The organism is Streptomyces sp. NPDC017993 (genome assembly GCF_044328065.1).
Lineage (GTDB): Bacteria > Actinomycetota > Actinomycetes > Streptomycetales > Streptomycetaceae > Streptomyces.
This window is the reverse complement of record NZ_JBIRGO010000004.1, coordinates 108,835-125,383: the sequence shown is the minus strand read 5'-3', so window position 1 is coordinate 125,383 and position 16,549 is coordinate 108,835. Positions and strand designations below refer to the sequence as shown.

The window sequence follows — 16,549 nt, the reverse complement described above, 5'->3', positions numbered from 1 at the left end:
GGACCGTAACAGCGTGTTGAGAACATCGCAACGACCTCGGCGGCCTGGGATGTGAGGAAGGCCAGTTCCTGTGGGGTGAGTGATGAGATGTTGAGCGACAACTGATGATGGAGTCAGTGCTGTGGGAGGTGGGGTCCAAGAAATGCCTCCATCCGCCGTAATCCGGGTGAATGTGGCAAAGTGACGGCATGGCTGACCGGGGACCGAAGCGGCCCACCGTGTCGGTGCCGGACGATTGGCCCGCCCACCCGGACCTGACCCTGGCACTCAACGGCATGGGCGGCTTCGACTGGGACCTCGACAGCGGGCTGATGCACATGGACCCGCCCGCCCTCGAGGTCTTCGACATGCCGCTCGCCGAGTACGACAACCGCCCCGAGACCCTCGGCTGCCGTGTGCCGCCCACCGAGTCGGCCCGCCTGGACGCCGTGGTCGCCGCCGCCCTGAAGGACGGCAGCCACTCCTACGGCGCCTACTTCCGGATCCGGCTGCGCGACGGCGGGCTGCGCTGGACGCACACCCAGGGCAGCATCCGCCGCGATGAGACCGGCAGGCCCCGCCGGATCATCGGCGTCGTCCGGGACGCCAGCGACGAGTACACCCAGGCAGCCGAGCGGGTCGCGGTCGACGAGGAACGCCGCCGGCACACCACCGTCGTCGAGCGCACCACCGCGGCCCTGGCGCACGCCAGAACGGTGCGCGACGTGATCGCCGTGCTCGCCGATGAACAGGGGCTGAGCCGGCTGGGCGCGGAGAACGTCATCCTCGGTCTGGTCGAGGCCGGACGTATCCGCCTGGTCTCCGAGGGGAAGGCCGGTAGCTTCGTCGCCGATCACGAGCTGACCCGGGTCGGCGACGAATTCCCGATGAGTGAGGTCGTGCGCACCCTCACCCCGCGCTACCTCCGCAGCCGCGCCGAGTTCGCCCGCGACTACCCCCGCCTCTGGCCGGCCATCGAGCCGCTGGACGTCGGCTCCGCCGCGTATCTGCCGCTGATCGCCCAGGGCCGGCCGATCGGCGTGATCGGGCTGTTCTACCGACGGGAGAGCGAATTCCGCGACCAGGAGCGCAACCTGCTGGTCGCGCTCGGCAGCAGCATCGCCCAGAGCCTGGCCCGCGCCATGCTCTACGACCAGGAACACGACCTCGCCGCGGGCCTGCAGCAGGCCATGCTGCCGCGCCGGATCCCCGGCGTCCCCGACGCCCAGGTCGCGGTCCGCTACCGCTCCGCCCGGCTCGGCGGAGACATCGGCGGCGACTGGTACGACGTGATCCCGCTACCCAACGGCAGGGTGGCCGCCGTCGTCGGTGACGTCCAGGGCCACGACACCCAGGCCGCGGCACTGATGGGCCAGCTGCGGATCGTGCTGCGCGCCTACGCGGCCGAAGGGCACACGCCCGCCACGGTCATGGCCCGCGCCTCGGCCTTCCTGAACGAACTCGAAACCGACCGCTTCGCCACCTGCGTCTACGTCGACGCGGACCTGAGCACCGGCGCTGCCCGGTTCGTCCGCGCCGGACACATCGACCCGCTGCTGCGGCACGCCGAGGGCATCTGCCGCCGGCTGCCGGTGGCCGGTGGCCTCCCGCTGGGGATCTCCTCCGAGTTCAAGCTCCTGGACTACCCCGTCACCACCATCCACCTCGCCGCCGGCGACACCCTGGTGCTGTGCACCGACGGGCTCGTCGAGCAGCCGGGCGCCGACCTCGACGACGGCATGCGCCTGCTGGCCCGCGAGGTCCGCGAGGGCCCCCAGGACGTCCAGCAACTCGCCGACCGGCTCTGCGAGTCGGCGGCCGAGCGTAGCGGCGAGGACGACATGGCGTTGCTGCTGCTGCGCCGCCTCGGCGCCCCGGAGCACGACATCGCGGGACAGTTCCGGCAGCACATCGCACCCGCCGACCCCCAAGGACTCTCCGCCGCCCGGCACATGATCCGGGCAGCCGTCCGGGCCTGGGGAGCGCGCGAGCGCTCCGAGGAGATCGAGCTGGTGGCCGACGAGCTGATCACCAACGCCCTGCTGCACACCGACGGTGAGGCGGTGGTCAACATCCGGATGCCGCACAGCGTCCAGCGGCGCCTGCGACTGGAGGTCGAGGACAGCTCCAGCAGCCTGCCGCGGCGCCGCGAGCCGGGCGAGGCGGGGGTCTCCGGGCGCGGTCTGCTGCTGGTGGACCGGCTGGCCGATGTCTGGGGTGTGGAACCGCGCGGTGGCGGAAAGTGCGTATGGTGCGAGTTCAACTGCCCCTGACCGGGACGGGCCTGTGCCCGCCACCGGCGACGGGGGGATCGGGCGCCGAGGGATCGGCACGGAGTGAGGACGGCATATGGCATCGCGGCCTGCGGAACAGCGCGGGGACGCCCGCCAGTTGGCGGCGCGACTGGACGCCGAAGGCGTCCGGAACGTAGCCCTGACCTGGGTGGACAATGCGGGCATCGCGCGCGTCAAGGCTATTCCGGCACAGCGCCTCGTGCAGGCCGCTGAGCGCGGCGTCGGCATGTCGCCGGTCTTCGACGTCTTCACCTCCGAGGACCAGATCTCCGTATCCGAGCATCTCGGCGGGCCCGACGGCGACCTGCGGCTCTTCCCCGACCTCGACCGGGTCACCACCCTCGCCGCCCAGCCCGGCTGGGCCTGGGCCCCGGCGGACCGCTACGACCAGCTGGGCGTGCCGCACCCCGCCTGCCAGCGGCAGTTCGCCCGCCGGATGACCGAGCGGGCCGCCGCGGCCGGGCTCGACCTGCGGGCGGGCTTCGAGACCGAGTGGGTGGTCACCCGCGCCCCGGCCGGCCCGCCCCCGGCAGCGGCCGACGCCTACGAAGCACTCGACTACCCCTGCGCCGGACCGGCGTACGGCATGACCCGCGTCGTCGAACTCTCCGACTACCTCCGCGATGTCTCCGAAGCGCTGGCCGTCCAGGGCGTCGAGGTGCTCCAGCTCCATCCCGAATACGCCCCGGGCCAGTTCGAGGTGACCACCGCGCCGGGCGACCCGGTGCGCGCCGCCGACGACGTGGTGCTGGTCCGCGAGACCATCCGTGCCATCTCCCAACGGCACGGGCTGCGCGCCTCGTTCGCCCCTTCGGTCGTCGCCGGAGAGGTCGGCAACGGCTGCCACCTCCACCTCAGCCTGCACCGCGAGGGCGAGAGCCTGCACCGAGCAGCGGACGCCGAATGGGGCCTGGCGCCCGAAGCGCAGGCCTTCCTCGCCGGCATCCTGGGCGCCCTGCCCGCCCTCCTCGCCATCGGCTGCCCTTCCCCCGCCAGTTACCTGCGGCTGCAGCCCTCCCACTGGGCGGGCGTCTACCAGTGCTGGGGAGTGGAGAACCGCGAGGCGGCGCTGCGCCTGATCACCGGCGCCCCCGACGACCCGGACGGCGGCCACGCCGAGGTCAAGACCTTCGACGCCGCCGCCAACCCCTACCTCGCCGTCGGCACGGTCATCGCCGCCGGACTGCACGGCATCGAGACCGGCGCCTCGCTCCCCGCGCCGACGGTCGGTGACCCGGGCGTCCTCGGCGTCCGCGAGCGCGCCCGGCGCGGCATCATCCGGCTGCCGTCCACCCTCGGCGAGGCCACCGACCGGCTGGAGAAGTCGGCGCCGCTGTCCGAGGCGCTCGGCGAGGTGCTGTTCGGCGCGGTGCTCGCGGTCCGGCGCGCCGAGGACGCCCGGTTCGCCGAGAGCGACGCCGAGGAGATCGCCGCCGCCACCCGCTGGCGCTGGTGATGACCGCGGACGCCCCGGGGCCCGGCGAAGGCGTGGGCCTGCCGCCGCTGGTGGACCACCACTGCCACGGCGTGCTCCGGCACGAACCCGACCCCGGGACGTTCGCGGCGCTCCTCACCGAATCGGACCGGCCCGCCGCGGCCGGCACCACCTTCTTCGACACCCAGACCGGCTTCGCGGTACGCCGCTGGTGCCCGCCGCTGCTGGATCTGCCCGCCCACTGCCCACCCGACCGCTATCTGGCGCGACGCGCCGAACTCGGCCCGGACGAGACCCGCCGCCGGCTGTTGGGCGCCACCGGCATCGGCGCCTACCTCCTCGACACCGGGCTGCCCGGCGACCTCACCGGGCCGGAGGAGACCGCCGCGGCCGGCGGCGGCACCGGCCACGAGATCGTCCGGCTGGAAACTTTGGCCGAGCGCCTCGGGGCCGCCACCCGCGACGCCGAGGAGTTCCTGCACGCCCTGGAGCACGCCGTACGGGACGCGGCGCGCACCGCCGTCGGCTTCAAAACGGTCGCCGCCTACCGGCACGGCCTCGCCCTCGACCCCCGTCCACCCGCCCCCGAGGCACTGCACGGCGCCGCCCGCCGCTGGACGGCCGGCGCGGCCACCCGCCTCACCGACCCGGTGCTGCTGCGCCATCTCGTCCAACTGGCCGTCGCCACCGGCCGCCCCCTGCAGCTGCACACCGGCTTCGGCGACCCCGACCTGCGCCTGAACGACGCCGACCCGGCGCTGCTCACCGACTTCGTCCGGGCCACCGCCGACACCGGAACCGACCTGGTACTCCTGCACTGCTACCCCTACCACCGGCAGGCCGCCTACCTCGCGAGCGTCTTCCCGCACGTCTACGCCGACTTCGGGCTGACCCTGACGCACACCGGGACACGCGCCACGGCCGTACTCGCCGAATTCCTGGAGCTCGCCCCCTTCGGCAAACTGCTCTTCTCCACCGACGCCTACGGCCTCCCGGAGCTGTACACCGTCGGCAGCGCCCTGTTCCGTACCGCCCTCGCCTCGGTGCTCGGCGACTGGACCGCCTCCGGGGCCTGGTCGGAGGCGGACGCCCGACGGGTCGGCGCGATGATCGCGGCGGACAACGCGCGGCGGGTGTACGGCCTCCCCGGAGGCTGAGCGCTGCCCGGCAGCCGCCCCCCCCGGCCCGTACCGCCCTGCCGTATCCGGATTCCGGCCGCCGTGCTTTACTTCCGCGTGCCTCCTGCAACTACTTCGAAAACCGGTGACATACCGCTGCGCTCCCGGATATTCGCCGACCTCACCCCCTTGCGCAGCTCCGCGGACTACCGCCGGCTGTGGTGCGGTAACACCATCTCCTGGATGGGCCAGCAGATGACCGCGCTGGCGGTCTCGCTCCAGGTCTACGCCATCACCGGCTCCACCTTCTCGGTCGGCCTGGTCGGCCTGTGTTCCCTGGTGCCACTGGTCGTCTTCGGGCTCTACGGCGGTGCCATCGCCGACACCGTCGACCGGCGCAAACTGGGCCTGTTCAGTGCCGCGGGCGCGACCGTGATGTCCGTCGTGCTGGCCACCGCGGCCCTGGCCGGCTACCACCGGGTCTGGCTGCTCTACGGCGTCGTCGCACTCCAGGCCGTCTGCTTCGCGATGAACTCGCCGGCCCGCTCGTCGATGATCCCCCGGCTGCTGCCCACCGAGCAGCTGCCGGCAGCCAACGCCCTCAACTCGCTTACCAGCAACCTCGGCTTGATGGGCGGGCCGATGCTGGGCGGCGTCATCGTCGGCCTGTGGGGCTACCAGGCCGCGTATCTGATCGACGTCGTGGCGTTCAGCGGCTCGCTCTACGCGATGTGGCGGCTGCCCTCGATGCGACCCGAGCGGGGCGAAGGACGCACCGATGGCAGTCGCCGGGCCTCCGTCCTGGACGGGCTGCGCTTCCTGGCCACCCGGCCCAACCTGCGGATGACGTTCTTCTCCGACCTCGCGGCCATGGTGCTCGCGCAGCCCCGGGCGCTGTTCCCCGCGATCGCCGTGCTGTGGTTCGGCGGGGACGCCAAGACCGTCGGCCTGCTGGTCGCCGCGCCCGCGGTGGGCGCCGTCCTGGGCGGGCTGTTCTCCGGCTGGCTCGGCGGGATCCGCCGGCACGGGCTGGCCATCCTGCTCGCGGTGGCCTCCTGGGGCGCCGCGATCGCCTGCTTCGGGCTCTCCCGGAACCTGTGGCTCGGGCTGTTCTTCCTGGCCGTCGCGGGCTGCGCGGACACCATCTCGATGGTCTTCCGCAGCACCATGCTGCAAGCCGCGACTCCCGACCGGATGCGGGGGCGGCTGCAGGGCGTCTTCATCGTGGTGGTCGCGGGCGGGCCACGCCTCGGCGACTTCCTCGCGGGTTCCGCGGCCGACCTGACCTCACCGGCCACCGCGGTGATCGGCGGCGGCCTCGCCTGCGTCCTGGTGGTGACCGGCCTCGGCCTCGGGCGCCGCGCCTTCGCCCGCTACGACGCACGCGACCCGCAGCCGTGAGCTCCGGCGGTCCGGTCGGGACCGGTGGGCCGTCGCCGGCGCCCGGGCCGGGTCAGTAGCGGGTGACGGCCGTGGGCCCGTGCGTCGTGCCGATGGCGATGTGCGGGTGCCGGGACGGCCGCACCCAGGCCAGGATCCGTGCCATCGCCCCTGCCGGTACGGACACACAACCTGACGTCGCCCCCTTGCCGTTGACATGCAGGAAGATGCCGGCGCCGCGGCCGCGCACCGGGTGGCGGTAGTTGAACCCGATCACCAGCGCCCGGCCGTACTGAACCGGATAGCCGGCGAGCCGCTCGGCCTCGGCGGCCGCACAGTCCCGTGGCCGGGGATCCACCCAGCGGTTGTAGGACGTGGAGGCGTTGTCCTGGCACCACCAGGAGCCCGTGCCGACCCGGCGGTAAGGGCTCCTTGTGCCGGCCGGCGCGGGCTTCGTCCCGAACGCGAACGGCAGGTCGTACAGCCCGGTCGGGGTGGTCGACGTGCCCTGTACCCGGGTACGGCCCTCGGCCAGGCCGCCGGAGCCGAAGCGGGCCGGTGCGGAACCGGCCCGCCGCCAGCCGCCGTTGCGCCGCTGCCACCAGGTCACGGTGCCGGTCGTGGCGCGGGTGCCGGAGGCGACGGCGGTGATGAGCTGTTCGCCGCCCCCGGTGTCGGCCATCCGCCGGGGGAGCGGGACGGGCGCGGCCGACGCCGCTGCCGGAGCCGGTGCGGCGAGCGCGAGCAGGGTCGCGCAGACCGCCGACGCCAGGAGGGCCGTCCGGGAACCGGGGCCGCCGGCGAACCTTCCGGGACTGCTGCCGGCCGCGGATGTGGGGGTACGCGTCAGGGGCATGCCCGCAATGTAGAGCGGGGCGGGGCGGCCCGGCGTCGTCCGAACAGGTCATTCACCGAGGCCGCGGTGCCGTCCTGCGGCAATCCGCGCTGCGTCCGGGCCATGGACGGGCAAGACTCGGGTACGGGCATCCATGTGCCCGAAGCCGTCCGATTCTGGAGGCCAGCAGTGCAGCGGCAACCGACGACGCAGCGGGTCCGCACCTCGGACCGCGATCCTGATCCCGTGCCGCCTCCGGAGCCCGGCCCCGGCCCTGTGCCGCCCCCGGAGCCCGGCCCCGGTCCCGTACCGGAGCCACCCCCCGTACCCCCGGCCCCGCCAGGACCCCCCGGGCCGCCGGACCCCGTACCGCCGTCCCCTGTGCCACGACCGCCCGGCCCCGATCCGGACCCGGTCCCCGAGCCGTCCCCGGCGCCCTCTCCGCTTTCGTAGGGGCGCCGCGGACCACCACCCCGTACGCGCATCACCGTTCCGTACCCCCAAGGAGGTGCTGATCATGGCCATCGCCACGGTCAACCCGGCCACCGGCGAGACGCTGAAGACCTTCGACGCGCTCAACGCGGGCGAGATCGAGGACTGCCTGGTCAGGGCCGAGCGGGCCTTCCAGGAGCACCGCCTGACGTCGTTCGCCCACCGGGCGGAGCGGATGCTCAAGGCGGCCGATCTGCTCGACGCCGACCAGGACTCCGTCGCCCGCACGATGACCACCGAGATGGGCAAGCCGCTGGCCCAGGCGCGCGCCGAGGCCGCCAAATGCGCCAAGACGATGCGCTGGTACGCCACGCACGCCGAGGAACTCCTCGCCGACGAGCACCCCGACCCGGCCGACGTCCACGACTCCGGCGCGGCGCGCGCGGTCGTGCGCTACCGCCCGCTGGGCACGGTCCTCGCGGTCATGCCGTGGAACTTCCCGCTCTGGCAGGTCGTCCGGTTCGCCGCGCCCGCCCTGATGGCGGGCAACACCGGGCTGCTCAAGCACGCGTCGAACGTCCCGCAGACCGCCCTCTACCTGGCGGAGCTGTTTCGCAGGGCGGGCTTCGCCGAGGGCTGCTTCCAGACCCTGCTGATCGGGTCCGGCGCCGTCGAGGACCTCCTGCGGGACCCGCGGGTCGCCGCCGCGACGCTGACCGGCAGTGAGCCCGCCGGCCGTTCGGTCGCCGCCATCGCCGGTGACGAGGTCAAGAAGACGGTCCTCGAACTCGGCGGCAGCGACCCGTACCTCGTCATGCCGTCGGCCGACCTCGACAAGGCCGTCCGCACCGCCGTCACCGCGCGGGTGCAGAACAACGGGCAGTCCTGCATCGCGGCCAAGCGGTTCATCGTGCACACCGACGTCTACGACACGTTCGCTGCGCGGTTCACCGAGCGGATGGCCGGGCTGACGGTCGGCGACCCGATGGAGGAGCACACCGATGTCGGGCCGCTCTCCAGTGAGCAGGGCCGCTCGGACCTGGAGGAGCTGGTCGACGACGCGGTGCACCGGGGAGCGACCGCGCTGTGCGGCGGCCGGCGTCCGCCGGAGCACCGGGCGGGCTGGTACTACGAGCCGACCGTGCTGTCCGGCATCACTCCCGGCATGCGGATCCACCAGGAGGAGGCGTTCGGCCCGGTCGCCACGCTCTACCGCGTCGAGGACCTGGACGAGGCGATCGCGCTGGCCAACGACTCTCCGTTCGGTCTCGGTTCCAACGCCTGGACCCGGGATGCGGACGAACAGGGCCGGCTGGCCCGGGACTTGCAGGCGGGTGGCGTCTTCTTCAACGGCATGACCGCCTCGCACCCGGGCCTGCCGTTCGGCGGTGCCAAACGCTCCGGCTACGGCCGGGAGCTCTCCGGGCACGGCATGCGCGAGTTCTGCAACATGACGACGGTCTGGTACGGGCCCGAGGACTGAGCCCCGCCAGGGGGCCGGCCGGTCCCGCGCCGCGGTCGCCGCGCCGCCCCGTACGGCCCGGTTCCGGCTCCCTGAGAGGGCCTGCCGGGCGGCGGGCGAACGCCGTCCACGGAGCCCCGGCAGGCGCGTGCGCCGGAGCAGTTTTCGTCGGCGGTGTGAGGGTGTACGTTCCGATCAGGTCGAGTCGGCCAACGGCCAGGTTGGCCGGCTCGGCCATGACGGCTGCTCCGGGGCGCCGGAGGCCGGCGAGTGGCTGCCGGGCCCACCCACGGGACGTCACCGCACCGATGCGACGCGGACCTTCAGTAGACCGAGCCGATGGTGTCCGGCAGGACGAAGTCGCACCACAGCGCCTTGCCGGAGCCCCGCGGCTCCGCACCCCACCGGTGCGCGAGGGCCTCCACGAGCATCAGCCCCCGACCGGAGGTCGCGGTCTCGCCGGGGCTGCGCCGCCGCGGCCACTGGCTGGAGCGGTCCTCGACCTCCAGCCGGATCCGCTGCGGCGATCCGGGCAGCAGCTCCATGGTGATCAGGGCGCCGCTCTCGGTATGGGTGAGGGCGTTGGCGATCAGCTCGGAGGCGGCGACCTCGACGTCGTGCGAGACACTTCCGGCCCGCCACTGGTCCAGGGTCCGGCGCAGCGCCGAGCGGACCTCCGCGGCCCCCGACGGGTCCGCCTGATGGACGTGCAGCCGCAGCCGCGGCGTGAGGTCGCCCGCCGTGCCTGGCAGCCGGTGCAGCAGCAGGAGCGCCATGTCGTCCTCCGGGCCGGGGCTGGCCCACAGCTGGTCCGCGAGCTGGTCGGCGAGCGTCTCCAGGTCCCCCGGCCCGGCGCGGACCGCCGCGGACAGCTCCTCGATGCCCCTGGCGATGTCCCGGCCCGGCTGTTCCACCAGACCGTCGGTGCACAGCAGCAGTGTGGATCCGGGCTCCAGGAACAGCTGGGTCTCCGGGAAGTGGTCGTGCCCGAAGGACGTGGCGAGGCCGAGGGGCAGCCCGCCGCGGATCTCCGGCCAGTCGATGTGCCGGGAGCTGTCGCAGATCAGCGGGCCGAGGTGGCCGGCGCGGGCCACCCGCAGCGCCCCGGACTCCAGGTCGGCCTGGACGTACGTACAGGTCGCGAACCGCTCGGTCTCCAGCTCCGACAGAAAGCGGGAGGCCCGCACCAGCACGGTCTCCGGTGAGTGTCCCTCGCTGGCGTAGGCGCGCAGGGCGATGCGCAACTGGCCCATCACCGCGGCCGCGTGGGTGTCGTGTCCCTGTACGTCTCCCACCACGAGGCCGGTTCGCCCCTGGGGCAGCGGGACCACGTCGTACCAGTCGCCGCCGATGTCCCGCCCGACGCTCGCCGGGTGGTAGCGGACGGCCACCTCGCCGCCGGGGATGGGCGGGACCCGGCGCGGCAGCATCGTCGCCTGGAGTCCGGTCGCGAACTCCCGCTCCTGGTCGAAGAGGGTGGCGCGCTGCAGCGACTGGGCGACGACGCTCGCCAGCGCCAGGGCCAGGTTCCGCGACTCGGTCGACTGCACCGACGGCTCGGCGTTGAGCAGGCCCAGGGCACCGATGACGGTGTCCTGGGCGATCAGCGGCAGGAAGGCCGCGCTGCCGGTCGGCAGCATCTCGGTGTAGGGACGCAGCCGGGGATAGCGGGCGATCAGCTCGCCGCGGGTGCCCAGAAAGCTGGGCCGCCGCGAGCGCACCGTGTCCGACAGCGGCAGGGTGTCGTCCAGCGGCGCGTTCATCAGCTCCTGGGGAACCTCGCCGGTCAGCCCGGTGGCGGCGATCACCTCGAAGGTCTCGCCGTCGACCAGCCCGAGGACCAGCGCGTCCGCGCCGAAGCGGAGGGCGCCGCCCGTCCCGGTGAGCACCCGGGTCACATCCGCGACGGACAGGGCACGGGACAACGCGGTCGTGGTCTGCTGCACCATGATTGTCTGCCGCTGCCGCTCCCGCTGGAGGGAGCGCACCAGCGCCGAGTCGGCCAGCTCGCCGGACGCCTCCCGGACGATGCCGATGACCCGGTAGGGGAGCCCTTCCGCGTCGTGCAGGATCCGGCCCTGGGAGTGCGTCCAGCGCGGGCTCCCGTCGCGGCACCGGATGCGGAAGTACGCGCCGTAGGAGGGGTTGCCGTGCTGGAGGGCCTCGGACAGCGCGGTGTCCAGCCGCAGGCCGTCGTCCGGCGGCACCCGGGTGGCCAGGGACAGGGGATCCCCGTCGTATTCGTCGGCGCGCAGGTCGAACACGTCGAGCGCGCCGCCGTCCAGGTTCATGAAGCCGCTGTCGAGGTCCCAGTCGAAGGTGCCCATGCGATTGAGCGCGAGCCGTCCGCGCAGGCCGATGGGCTCGTGGTGCGACACACCGGGCACGTCCTCCTCGACACGCCGCGGGGACCGGTCGGCACGGGGGTCGTAACCCTCGCGCCGCGGCCCTTTCCGGCTCGTCATGGCGGTGGCGCCTCCGCCCCTTCGAGGGCGCCCGCGGCCCGCCGCGCGCGCCGGGGCCCGCCACCGGGCAGCGGGACGGCCGCCCGTGACGCCGGGGCACGCACGCCCCGGGCCCTCGGTCGCGGGCCGCTGACCGGGGCCGATCTCCACCGGAACGCGGCCATGCGCTCACCCTATGAGTGAGTCGGAAGTCGCGCCTGCTGGGAGGCCCTGCGGGCGGACGGCGCGACTGCGACTCACCCCTCCGGGCCGGGCTCCCATCGCCCGCACTCCCGGTGCCGCAGGTGTCGCCGGGCGTTACGGAAGTCGGGTGACGCCCGGCGGACGCGCAGCCCGGCCCGCGCAAGGAGGGGCGCGGCCGACCACGGCACCCCTCCGCACGCCCATGTTCACGTAGTGAACGCTCGACGCGACGCCGGACCGGTCAACTCCCTTTTCTCCGCAACTCTTGACGCGGAACGTTCAACTCCCGAACCATGTGGCCGAGCCGTCGGCCGTGACCACACCGGCCGGAAGCAGCAGAAGGGCCGTGACCACACCGGCCCGCCGGGCAGCCCGGGCGTGCGCGCCTGCCTGCCCTGCCACAGGAAGGCACCCCCCCATGAGATCCCGCAGATTCCGCCGTGCCATGATCGGCGCGGTCGGGGCGACCGCGGCCGCCCTCGTACCGGTGTGTGTGGCCGCCGGGGCACAGGCCGCCCCCGACCCGGCCGCCCGGACGCAGGTCCAGGTCCACCTCACCACCACCTCCGACCCCGGCGGCCGACAGGTCGCCAAGGGACTGGAGAAGCAGGACCCGGTGGCCTTCGTCCCCGGCGGCGGAGGAAACATCACCGTCGACGAGTCGACGACCTACCAGGCGTTCGAAGGCGGTGGCGCGTCCTTCACCGACACGGCCGGCTGGCTGCTGAAGAGCAGCGGCGCGCTCAGCGAGGCCACCCGCAACGCGACCATGAAGAAGCTCTTCGACCCCGTCGAGGGCATCGGCCTCGGCTTCGTCCGCAACCCGATGGGCGCCTCCGACCTCGCCCGCTTCGGCTACACCTACGACGACCTGCCCGCCGGGCGGACCGACCCCGCCCTCGACGCCTTCTCCATCGAGCACGACCTCGCCGACGTACTGCCGCTGACCGCCCAGGCGCGTGCGCTCAACCCGGCCGTCAAGGTGATGGCCTCGCCGTGGACCGCGCCCGCCTGGATGAAGGACAACGACAAGCTCGACCAGGGCTGGCTGGAGGCGCAGTACTACGGGTCCTACGCGCAGTACTTCGTGAAGTATCTCCAGGCGTACCGCGACAAGGGCGTGCCCGTCGACTACGTGTCCGTCCAGAACGAGCCGACCTGCTGCTCCGGCTACCCCTCCATGCAGTGGAACGGCTCCGGCCTCGCCTACTTCACCAAGAACAACCTGCTGCCCGCCCTGAAGGACGCCGGCCTGTCCACCAAGGTCCTGGCGCTCGACTGGAACTGGGACAAGTACGCCGACTTCGCCGCGCCCACCCTCGACGACGAGGCGGTGCGCAACCACCCCAACTTCGGCGGCATGGCCTGGCACGGCTACGGCGGCGACGTCACCGAGCAGACCCGGGTGCACGACCGCTACCCCGGCCTCGTCGCCTACGACACCGAGCACTCCGGCGGTCAGTGGATCGCCAACCAGCAGAAGGAGGACATGCACAACCTGATCGACTACACCCGCAACTGGGGCAGCAGCTGGGTCAAGTGGTCCCTCGCGGTGGACCAGAACGGCGGTCCGCACTACGGCGGATGCGGCACCTGCACCGGACTGGTCACGGTGCACAACGGCGACGGACAGCACGGCACCGTCGACTACACCGTCGAGTACTACACGATGGGGCACCTCACCAAGTTCGTGCGGCCCGGCGCCCGGCGCATCGCCTCCACCGCCTCCGCCACGGTCCCCAACGTGGCCTGGAAGAACCCCGACGGCTCCAAGGCGCTGATCGCCTACAACGACACGGACGCCACCCGGACGGCGGACATCAACTGGGGCGGCGAGCACGTCACCTACGACCTGCCGGCCGGCGCCTCGGCCACCTTCACCTGGGACGGCAGCCCCTCCGGCGGCGCCAGGACCGCCGACCGCGGCCCCGTCACCGCCGCCTACCAGCGAGAGCGGGAGTGAGCGCGACGAGCGGACCGCGCCCGCCGCGCTGAGTTCTCCGCGGTGAGGCGGCGGTGAGTCGTCCCCCGGTGCCCGCCGCCGGGGGACGACTCACGCCGTCAGGCGTGCACCCGCGCCCGTGCGGCGACCGGCGCCGTGGTCCGCGTCCGGTGTGCCAGGGTGGCCTTCCGCGTGGCCACGTCGACGGTGTAGGCGTCGATGGTCAGCCGCGCCCCGGACACCTTCAGCACCATGAAGCCGTGGTCGGCGAAGTTCTGCCAGGCCGCCGGGTGCCCGAAGTGGGCCTTGCCGTCCTCGGTCTTGGCCGACGCGCCGCACACCACCTGACGGGTGCCGCCCGTACGGGCCGTCGGCTCCAGCACCTGGAGCGTGTGATCGTGACCGGACAGGATCAGATCGGCCCGCCCGCACACCACCTCCTCGTACATCTCCTTGAGGTGGATGCCGCTGGTGTAGTTCCCGATCTCGAACCCGTCGTAGGAACCGGCGCTGCCGTGCTTGCCGTTGTTGAGGTACGGATGGTGGCTGATCACCACCTTCCAGCGGGCCCGCGACGCGCTCAGCGCATCGTCCAGCCACTGCCGCTGCTCGCGCATGTACGGGCCGTTCCACCAGTAGTGCGGGTCGAGCTGCGCGACGTACGACGACCACGGAATGGTGTCGATCGCGAAGAACTCCACCAGGGGATCCCCGGCCGGCAGCGGCACGCTGTAGTAGCGGTCGGGCATGTGCCAGCGCCGCGAGGTGGCGGCGTAGGCCACCTCGCGGTCACCGCGCGACGGGTCGCCCCCGCTGCCGGGGATCAGACCCGAGCAGTCGTGATTGCCCAGCACCATCAGCCAGGGCACGTCGATGCCGTTGTTCGGCTTCTCGAACTTGTCCTGGAACTCCGTGTCGTGGTCGGACTCCGGCCCGTTCTCGTAGATGTTGTCGCCGAGGCCGACGGCCAGACCGACCCCCTCCGCCCGGCAGACGTCGCGCGCGGCGGCGGCCACCGCGTACTGCGCCTCGTCGCCGGTGCCCGCGTCACCGGTGACCAGCACGGCGAACTCACCGTTGCCGTTGGGGTGTTCGGGGAAGGGGAAGGCGCCGGCGGCGCCGGTGCGCGACCTGGCGGACGCGGACGACTGCGCGCCTGTGGGGAGTACGGCGAGCGCCGCGCCGGCCACCGCCCCGCCCAGCAGCGTCCGACGGTTCACGAACTGCGGGACGCGCCCCGTCGTCCGCATCGGCGGCCCCCCGGCCGCGGCGTCCGAGCCGGTGCGCAGCCACTGGCTCTCGGTCATGTCCGCCTGCGGCGGGATCAGTTCGTCTTCACACATGCCTGGTTTCTCTCACGCGCGCCGGGGGTGGTGGTGACGAATTGATGAACGCGGAGTGGATGTATGTGGATTCCGGCGCGTCGCGGTGGCGGAATGTGCTCCCCCGGTTCTTTCCTTCGGACGCCGGGGCCCGTGGGCCCCGGTGGTTCAGATGCGGTCGCGGGGCTGGTTCGCCAGGCGGCGCAGGGTCCGGCCGAGGCGCCGGCCGTACAGGCGCTGGAAGACGGGGACCACTGGCCCCGCGAGGCGGCTGTACAGTCGGCCCGGCCGGCTGAAGGCGGTCACGGTGAACCACACCGAGCCGTCCGCGCGCAGCTCCGCGACGAACGCCTCCTCCCCGCACTCCGGGTGGCCGTCCCGGGTGCCGTACGCGAACCCGATGCGGTCCTCCTCCTCCGCCGTCCACACCACGCGGCAGGGCGCCCGCAGCCACAGCGGGCCGATGCAGAGCGCGACCTCGACGGCCACTCCGGGGGCGGCGCGCGGGGCGTCGGCGTGGACCTGGGCGCCCGACGCGCGGTGCATCCGGAAGGTGGTGATCGCCTCGCCCGCCGCCGCCAGCACCTCCTGGCCGTGGCCGATCTTCTCCTCCACGTGGAGGTGGTGGTAGCCGGGCGGCAGCGGGCTGCGCCGGGTGCCGCCCTGCTCGGGGTAGTTGAGGTCGCTCATGCGGTGCGCTCCTTCAGCGTGCGGATGTCGGGTGCGGTCGTGGTGCCGTGGCTCTGCGCAAAGGCGTCTGCCGGGGCCGGTGCCCGGGCCGGTGCCGGTTCGGGTGCCGGTGCGGCGCGCAGCCGACGCTGGGCGAGGAGGGCGCAGAGGGCGAATCCGAGGGCGTTGCCCAGGCCGTGCGTGGCGGCCATCCAGGCGAGCGAGGGGTGTGGCAGGCCCGTCGCCTCACCGAGCGCCCAGCTCAGGGCCAGGAGCATGGTGGCCACGAGCACCGCCGCGGAGCAGGCGAGCAGCGCCCGCGTCGTCCGGTCGGGGCCTTTCGTTCTGAGGTCGCGCCAGGTCAGCAGGCCCACCAGCCACATACCGGCCGTCAGGACCAGGGCGCCGGCCAGCTCCGCCCAGTCGTCGACGAAGTACCCGGCGAGCACCAGCAGGGTGCCCACCGGGACGCTGAGCGCGGCGGCCCGGGCCGCCCGGCCGCCGCCCGTGCCGCGGCACACCAGGCCCGAGATCAGCGCCGCGGCGAATCCGGCGAAGTGGAAGTGCGGCACGGTCAGCGCCAGGATGTCGAGGTCGAAGCCGAACAGCCGGTACCCGGCGCGCTCGGCGACCAGGGCGGCACCCGCGACGGCCGGGGTCGCCAGCGCGGTCAGCACGGCGACCTCGAACACCGCCAGGGAACGGGTGCGGACGAGCCGCCGCGGGGCCTGGAGGGCGAGCGCGAGGGTGGCCGCGGCGTAACCGGCGGCGCAGCCGGTGGCGACCGGGCCGCGCGGCAGCCAGAGGGCGGCCGAGCCCGCCGCGGCGGCGAGCGGCCACCAGCGGCGGAGGAGGCCCAGGCCCGGCCCGTCGATGAGCGACATCCCCAGCGGGATCACCACGAACATTCCGAGCATGACGATGAAGTGGACCAACACGGTCACCACGTCCCCCTTTCGTGACCTGACTGTCCGGTACGGCGCCGACAGTACGCGCAGAATTGAACGTGTTCAAGAATGGCGCGGACGGCGGG

Annotated in this window: 10 protein-coding genes and 1 pseudogene; 6 read left to right on the top strand and 5 right to left on the bottom strand. The window is 73.2% G+C overall.

Annotation, left to right across the window (positions count from 1 at the left end; genetic code table 11):
* Window positions 1-188: 188 nt before the first annotated feature.
* The 4 genes from ACH4FH_RS07935 (at window position 189) to ACH4FH_RS07920 (ending at window position 6,227) form a co-directional block, all read left to right on the top strand.
* Window positions 189-2,252: a SpoIIE family protein phosphatase gene (locus ACH4FH_RS07935; protein ID WP_398554892.1), complete on the top strand. Its 2,064-nt coding sequence runs from the start codon at window positions 189-191 to the stop codon at window positions 2,250-2,252.
* 76 nt (window positions 2,253-2,328) lie between these two features.
* Window positions 2,329-3,729 carry a glutamine synthetase family protein gene (locus ACH4FH_RS07930; RefSeq protein ID WP_398554891.1) on the top strand — a complete coding sequence of 467 codons (1,401 nt, stop codon included), beginning with the start codon at window positions 2,329-2,331 and terminating at the stop codon, window positions 3,727-3,729.
* Complete coding sequence (locus tag ACH4FH_RS07925; protein WP_398554890.1) at window positions 3,729-4,865, top strand: amidohydrolase family protein; 1,137 nt, start codon at window positions 3,729-3,731, stop codon at window positions 4,863-4,865. The genes ACH4FH_RS07930 and ACH4FH_RS07925 overlap by 1 nt, the downstream gene beginning before the upstream one ends.
* 78 nt (window positions 4,866-4,943) lie before the next feature.
* Entirely contained in the window at window positions 4,944-6,227 is a 1,284-nt protein-coding gene (locus tag ACH4FH_RS07920) for an MFS transporter (protein ID WP_398554889.1), read from the top strand.
* 52 nt (window positions 6,228-6,279) lie between these two features.
* Here ACH4FH_RS07920 and ACH4FH_RS07915 read toward each other — a convergent pair whose 3' ends face one another.
* Window positions 6,280-7,062 carry a L,D-transpeptidase gene (locus ACH4FH_RS07915; RefSeq protein WP_398554888.1) on the bottom strand — a complete coding sequence of 261 codons (783 nt, stop codon included), beginning with the start codon at window positions 7,060-7,062 and terminating at the stop codon, window positions 6,280-6,282.
* A gap of 496 nt (window positions 7,063-7,558) precedes the next feature.
* Here ACH4FH_RS07915 and ACH4FH_RS07910 point away from each other — a divergent pair, with 496 nt between their 5' ends.
* Complete coding sequence (locus ACH4FH_RS07910; RefSeq protein WP_398554887.1) at window positions 7,559-8,956, top strand: NADP-dependent succinic semialdehyde dehydrogenase; 1,398 nt, start codon at window positions 7,559-7,561, stop codon at window positions 8,954-8,956.
* A gap of 302 nt (window positions 8,957-9,258) precedes the next feature.
* On the opposite strand, the gene ACH4FH_RS07905 is transcribed toward ACH4FH_RS07910, so the two are convergent.
* On the bottom strand, window positions 9,259-11,400 hold the full coding sequence (locus ACH4FH_RS07905; RefSeq protein WP_398554886.1) for a SpoIIE family protein phosphatase: 2,142 nt from the start codon (window positions 11,398-11,400) through the stop codon (window positions 9,259-9,261).
* A 628-nt stretch (window positions 11,401-12,028) separates the two neighbouring features.
* Here ACH4FH_RS07905 and ACH4FH_RS07900 point away from each other — a divergent pair.
* Window positions 12,029-13,498: pseudogene (locus ACH4FH_RS07900) on the top strand (glycoside hydrolase family 30 beta sandwich domain-containing protein); the annotation flags it as partial.
* A 146-nt stretch (window positions 13,499-13,644) separates the two neighbouring features.
* Here ACH4FH_RS07900 and ACH4FH_RS07895 read toward each other — a convergent pair.
* The 3 genes from ACH4FH_RS07895 to ACH4FH_RS07885 form a co-directional block, all read right to left on the bottom strand.
* Entirely contained in the window at window positions 13,645-14,868 is a 1,224-nt protein-coding gene (locus ACH4FH_RS07895; RefSeq protein ID WP_398554885.1) for a metallophosphoesterase, read from the bottom strand.
* Between the two features lie 147 nt (window positions 14,869-15,015).
* Complete coding sequence (locus ACH4FH_RS07890) at window positions 15,016-15,537, bottom strand: DUF1990 family protein (RefSeq protein ID WP_398554884.1); 522 nt, start codon at window positions 15,535-15,537, stop codon at window positions 15,016-15,018.
* Window positions 15,534-16,460: a YndJ family protein gene (locus tag ACH4FH_RS07885; protein WP_398554883.1), complete on the bottom strand. Its 927-nt coding sequence runs from the start codon at window positions 16,458-16,460 to the stop codon at window positions 15,534-15,536. Before ACH4FH_RS07885 ends, ACH4FH_RS07890 begins: the two co-directional genes overlap by 4 nt.
* Window positions 16,461-16,549: the final 89 nt, after the last annotated feature.

What these genes read in the sequence shown, in the direction of transcription:
- ACH4FH_RS07935 (WP_398554892.1), top strand. Translation starts at nt 189, where the DNA reads ATGGCTGACCGGGGACCGAAGCGGCCCACCGTGTCGGTGCCGGACGAT.
- ACH4FH_RS07930 (WP_398554891.1), top strand. Translation starts at nt 2,329, where the DNA reads ATGGCATCGCGGCCTGCGGAACAGCGCGGGGACGCCCGCCAGTTGGCG.
- ACH4FH_RS07925 (WP_398554890.1), top strand. Translation starts at nt 3,729, where the DNA reads ATGACCGCGGACGCCCCGGGGCCCGGCGAAGGCGTGGGCCTGCCGCCG.
- ACH4FH_RS07915 (WP_398554888.1), bottom strand. Translation starts at nt 7,062, where the DNA reads ATGCCCCTGACGCGTACCCCCACATCCGCGGCCGGCAGCAGTCCCGGA.
- ACH4FH_RS07910 (WP_398554887.1), top strand. Translation starts at nt 7,559, where the DNA reads ATGGCCATCGCCACGGTCAACCCGGCCACCGGCGAGACGCTGAAGACC.
- ACH4FH_RS07905 (WP_398554886.1), bottom strand. Translation starts at nt 11,400, where the DNA reads ATGACGAGCCGGAAAGGGCCGCGGCGCGAGGGTTACGACCCCCGTGCC.
- ACH4FH_RS07895 (WP_398554885.1), bottom strand. Translation starts at nt 14,868, where the DNA reads ATGTGTGAAGACGAACTGATCCCGCCGCAGGCGGACATGACCGAGAGC.
- ACH4FH_RS07890 (WP_398554884.1), bottom strand. Translation starts at nt 15,537, where the DNA reads ATGAGCGACCTCAACTACCCCGAGCAGGGCGGCACCCGGCGCAGCCCG.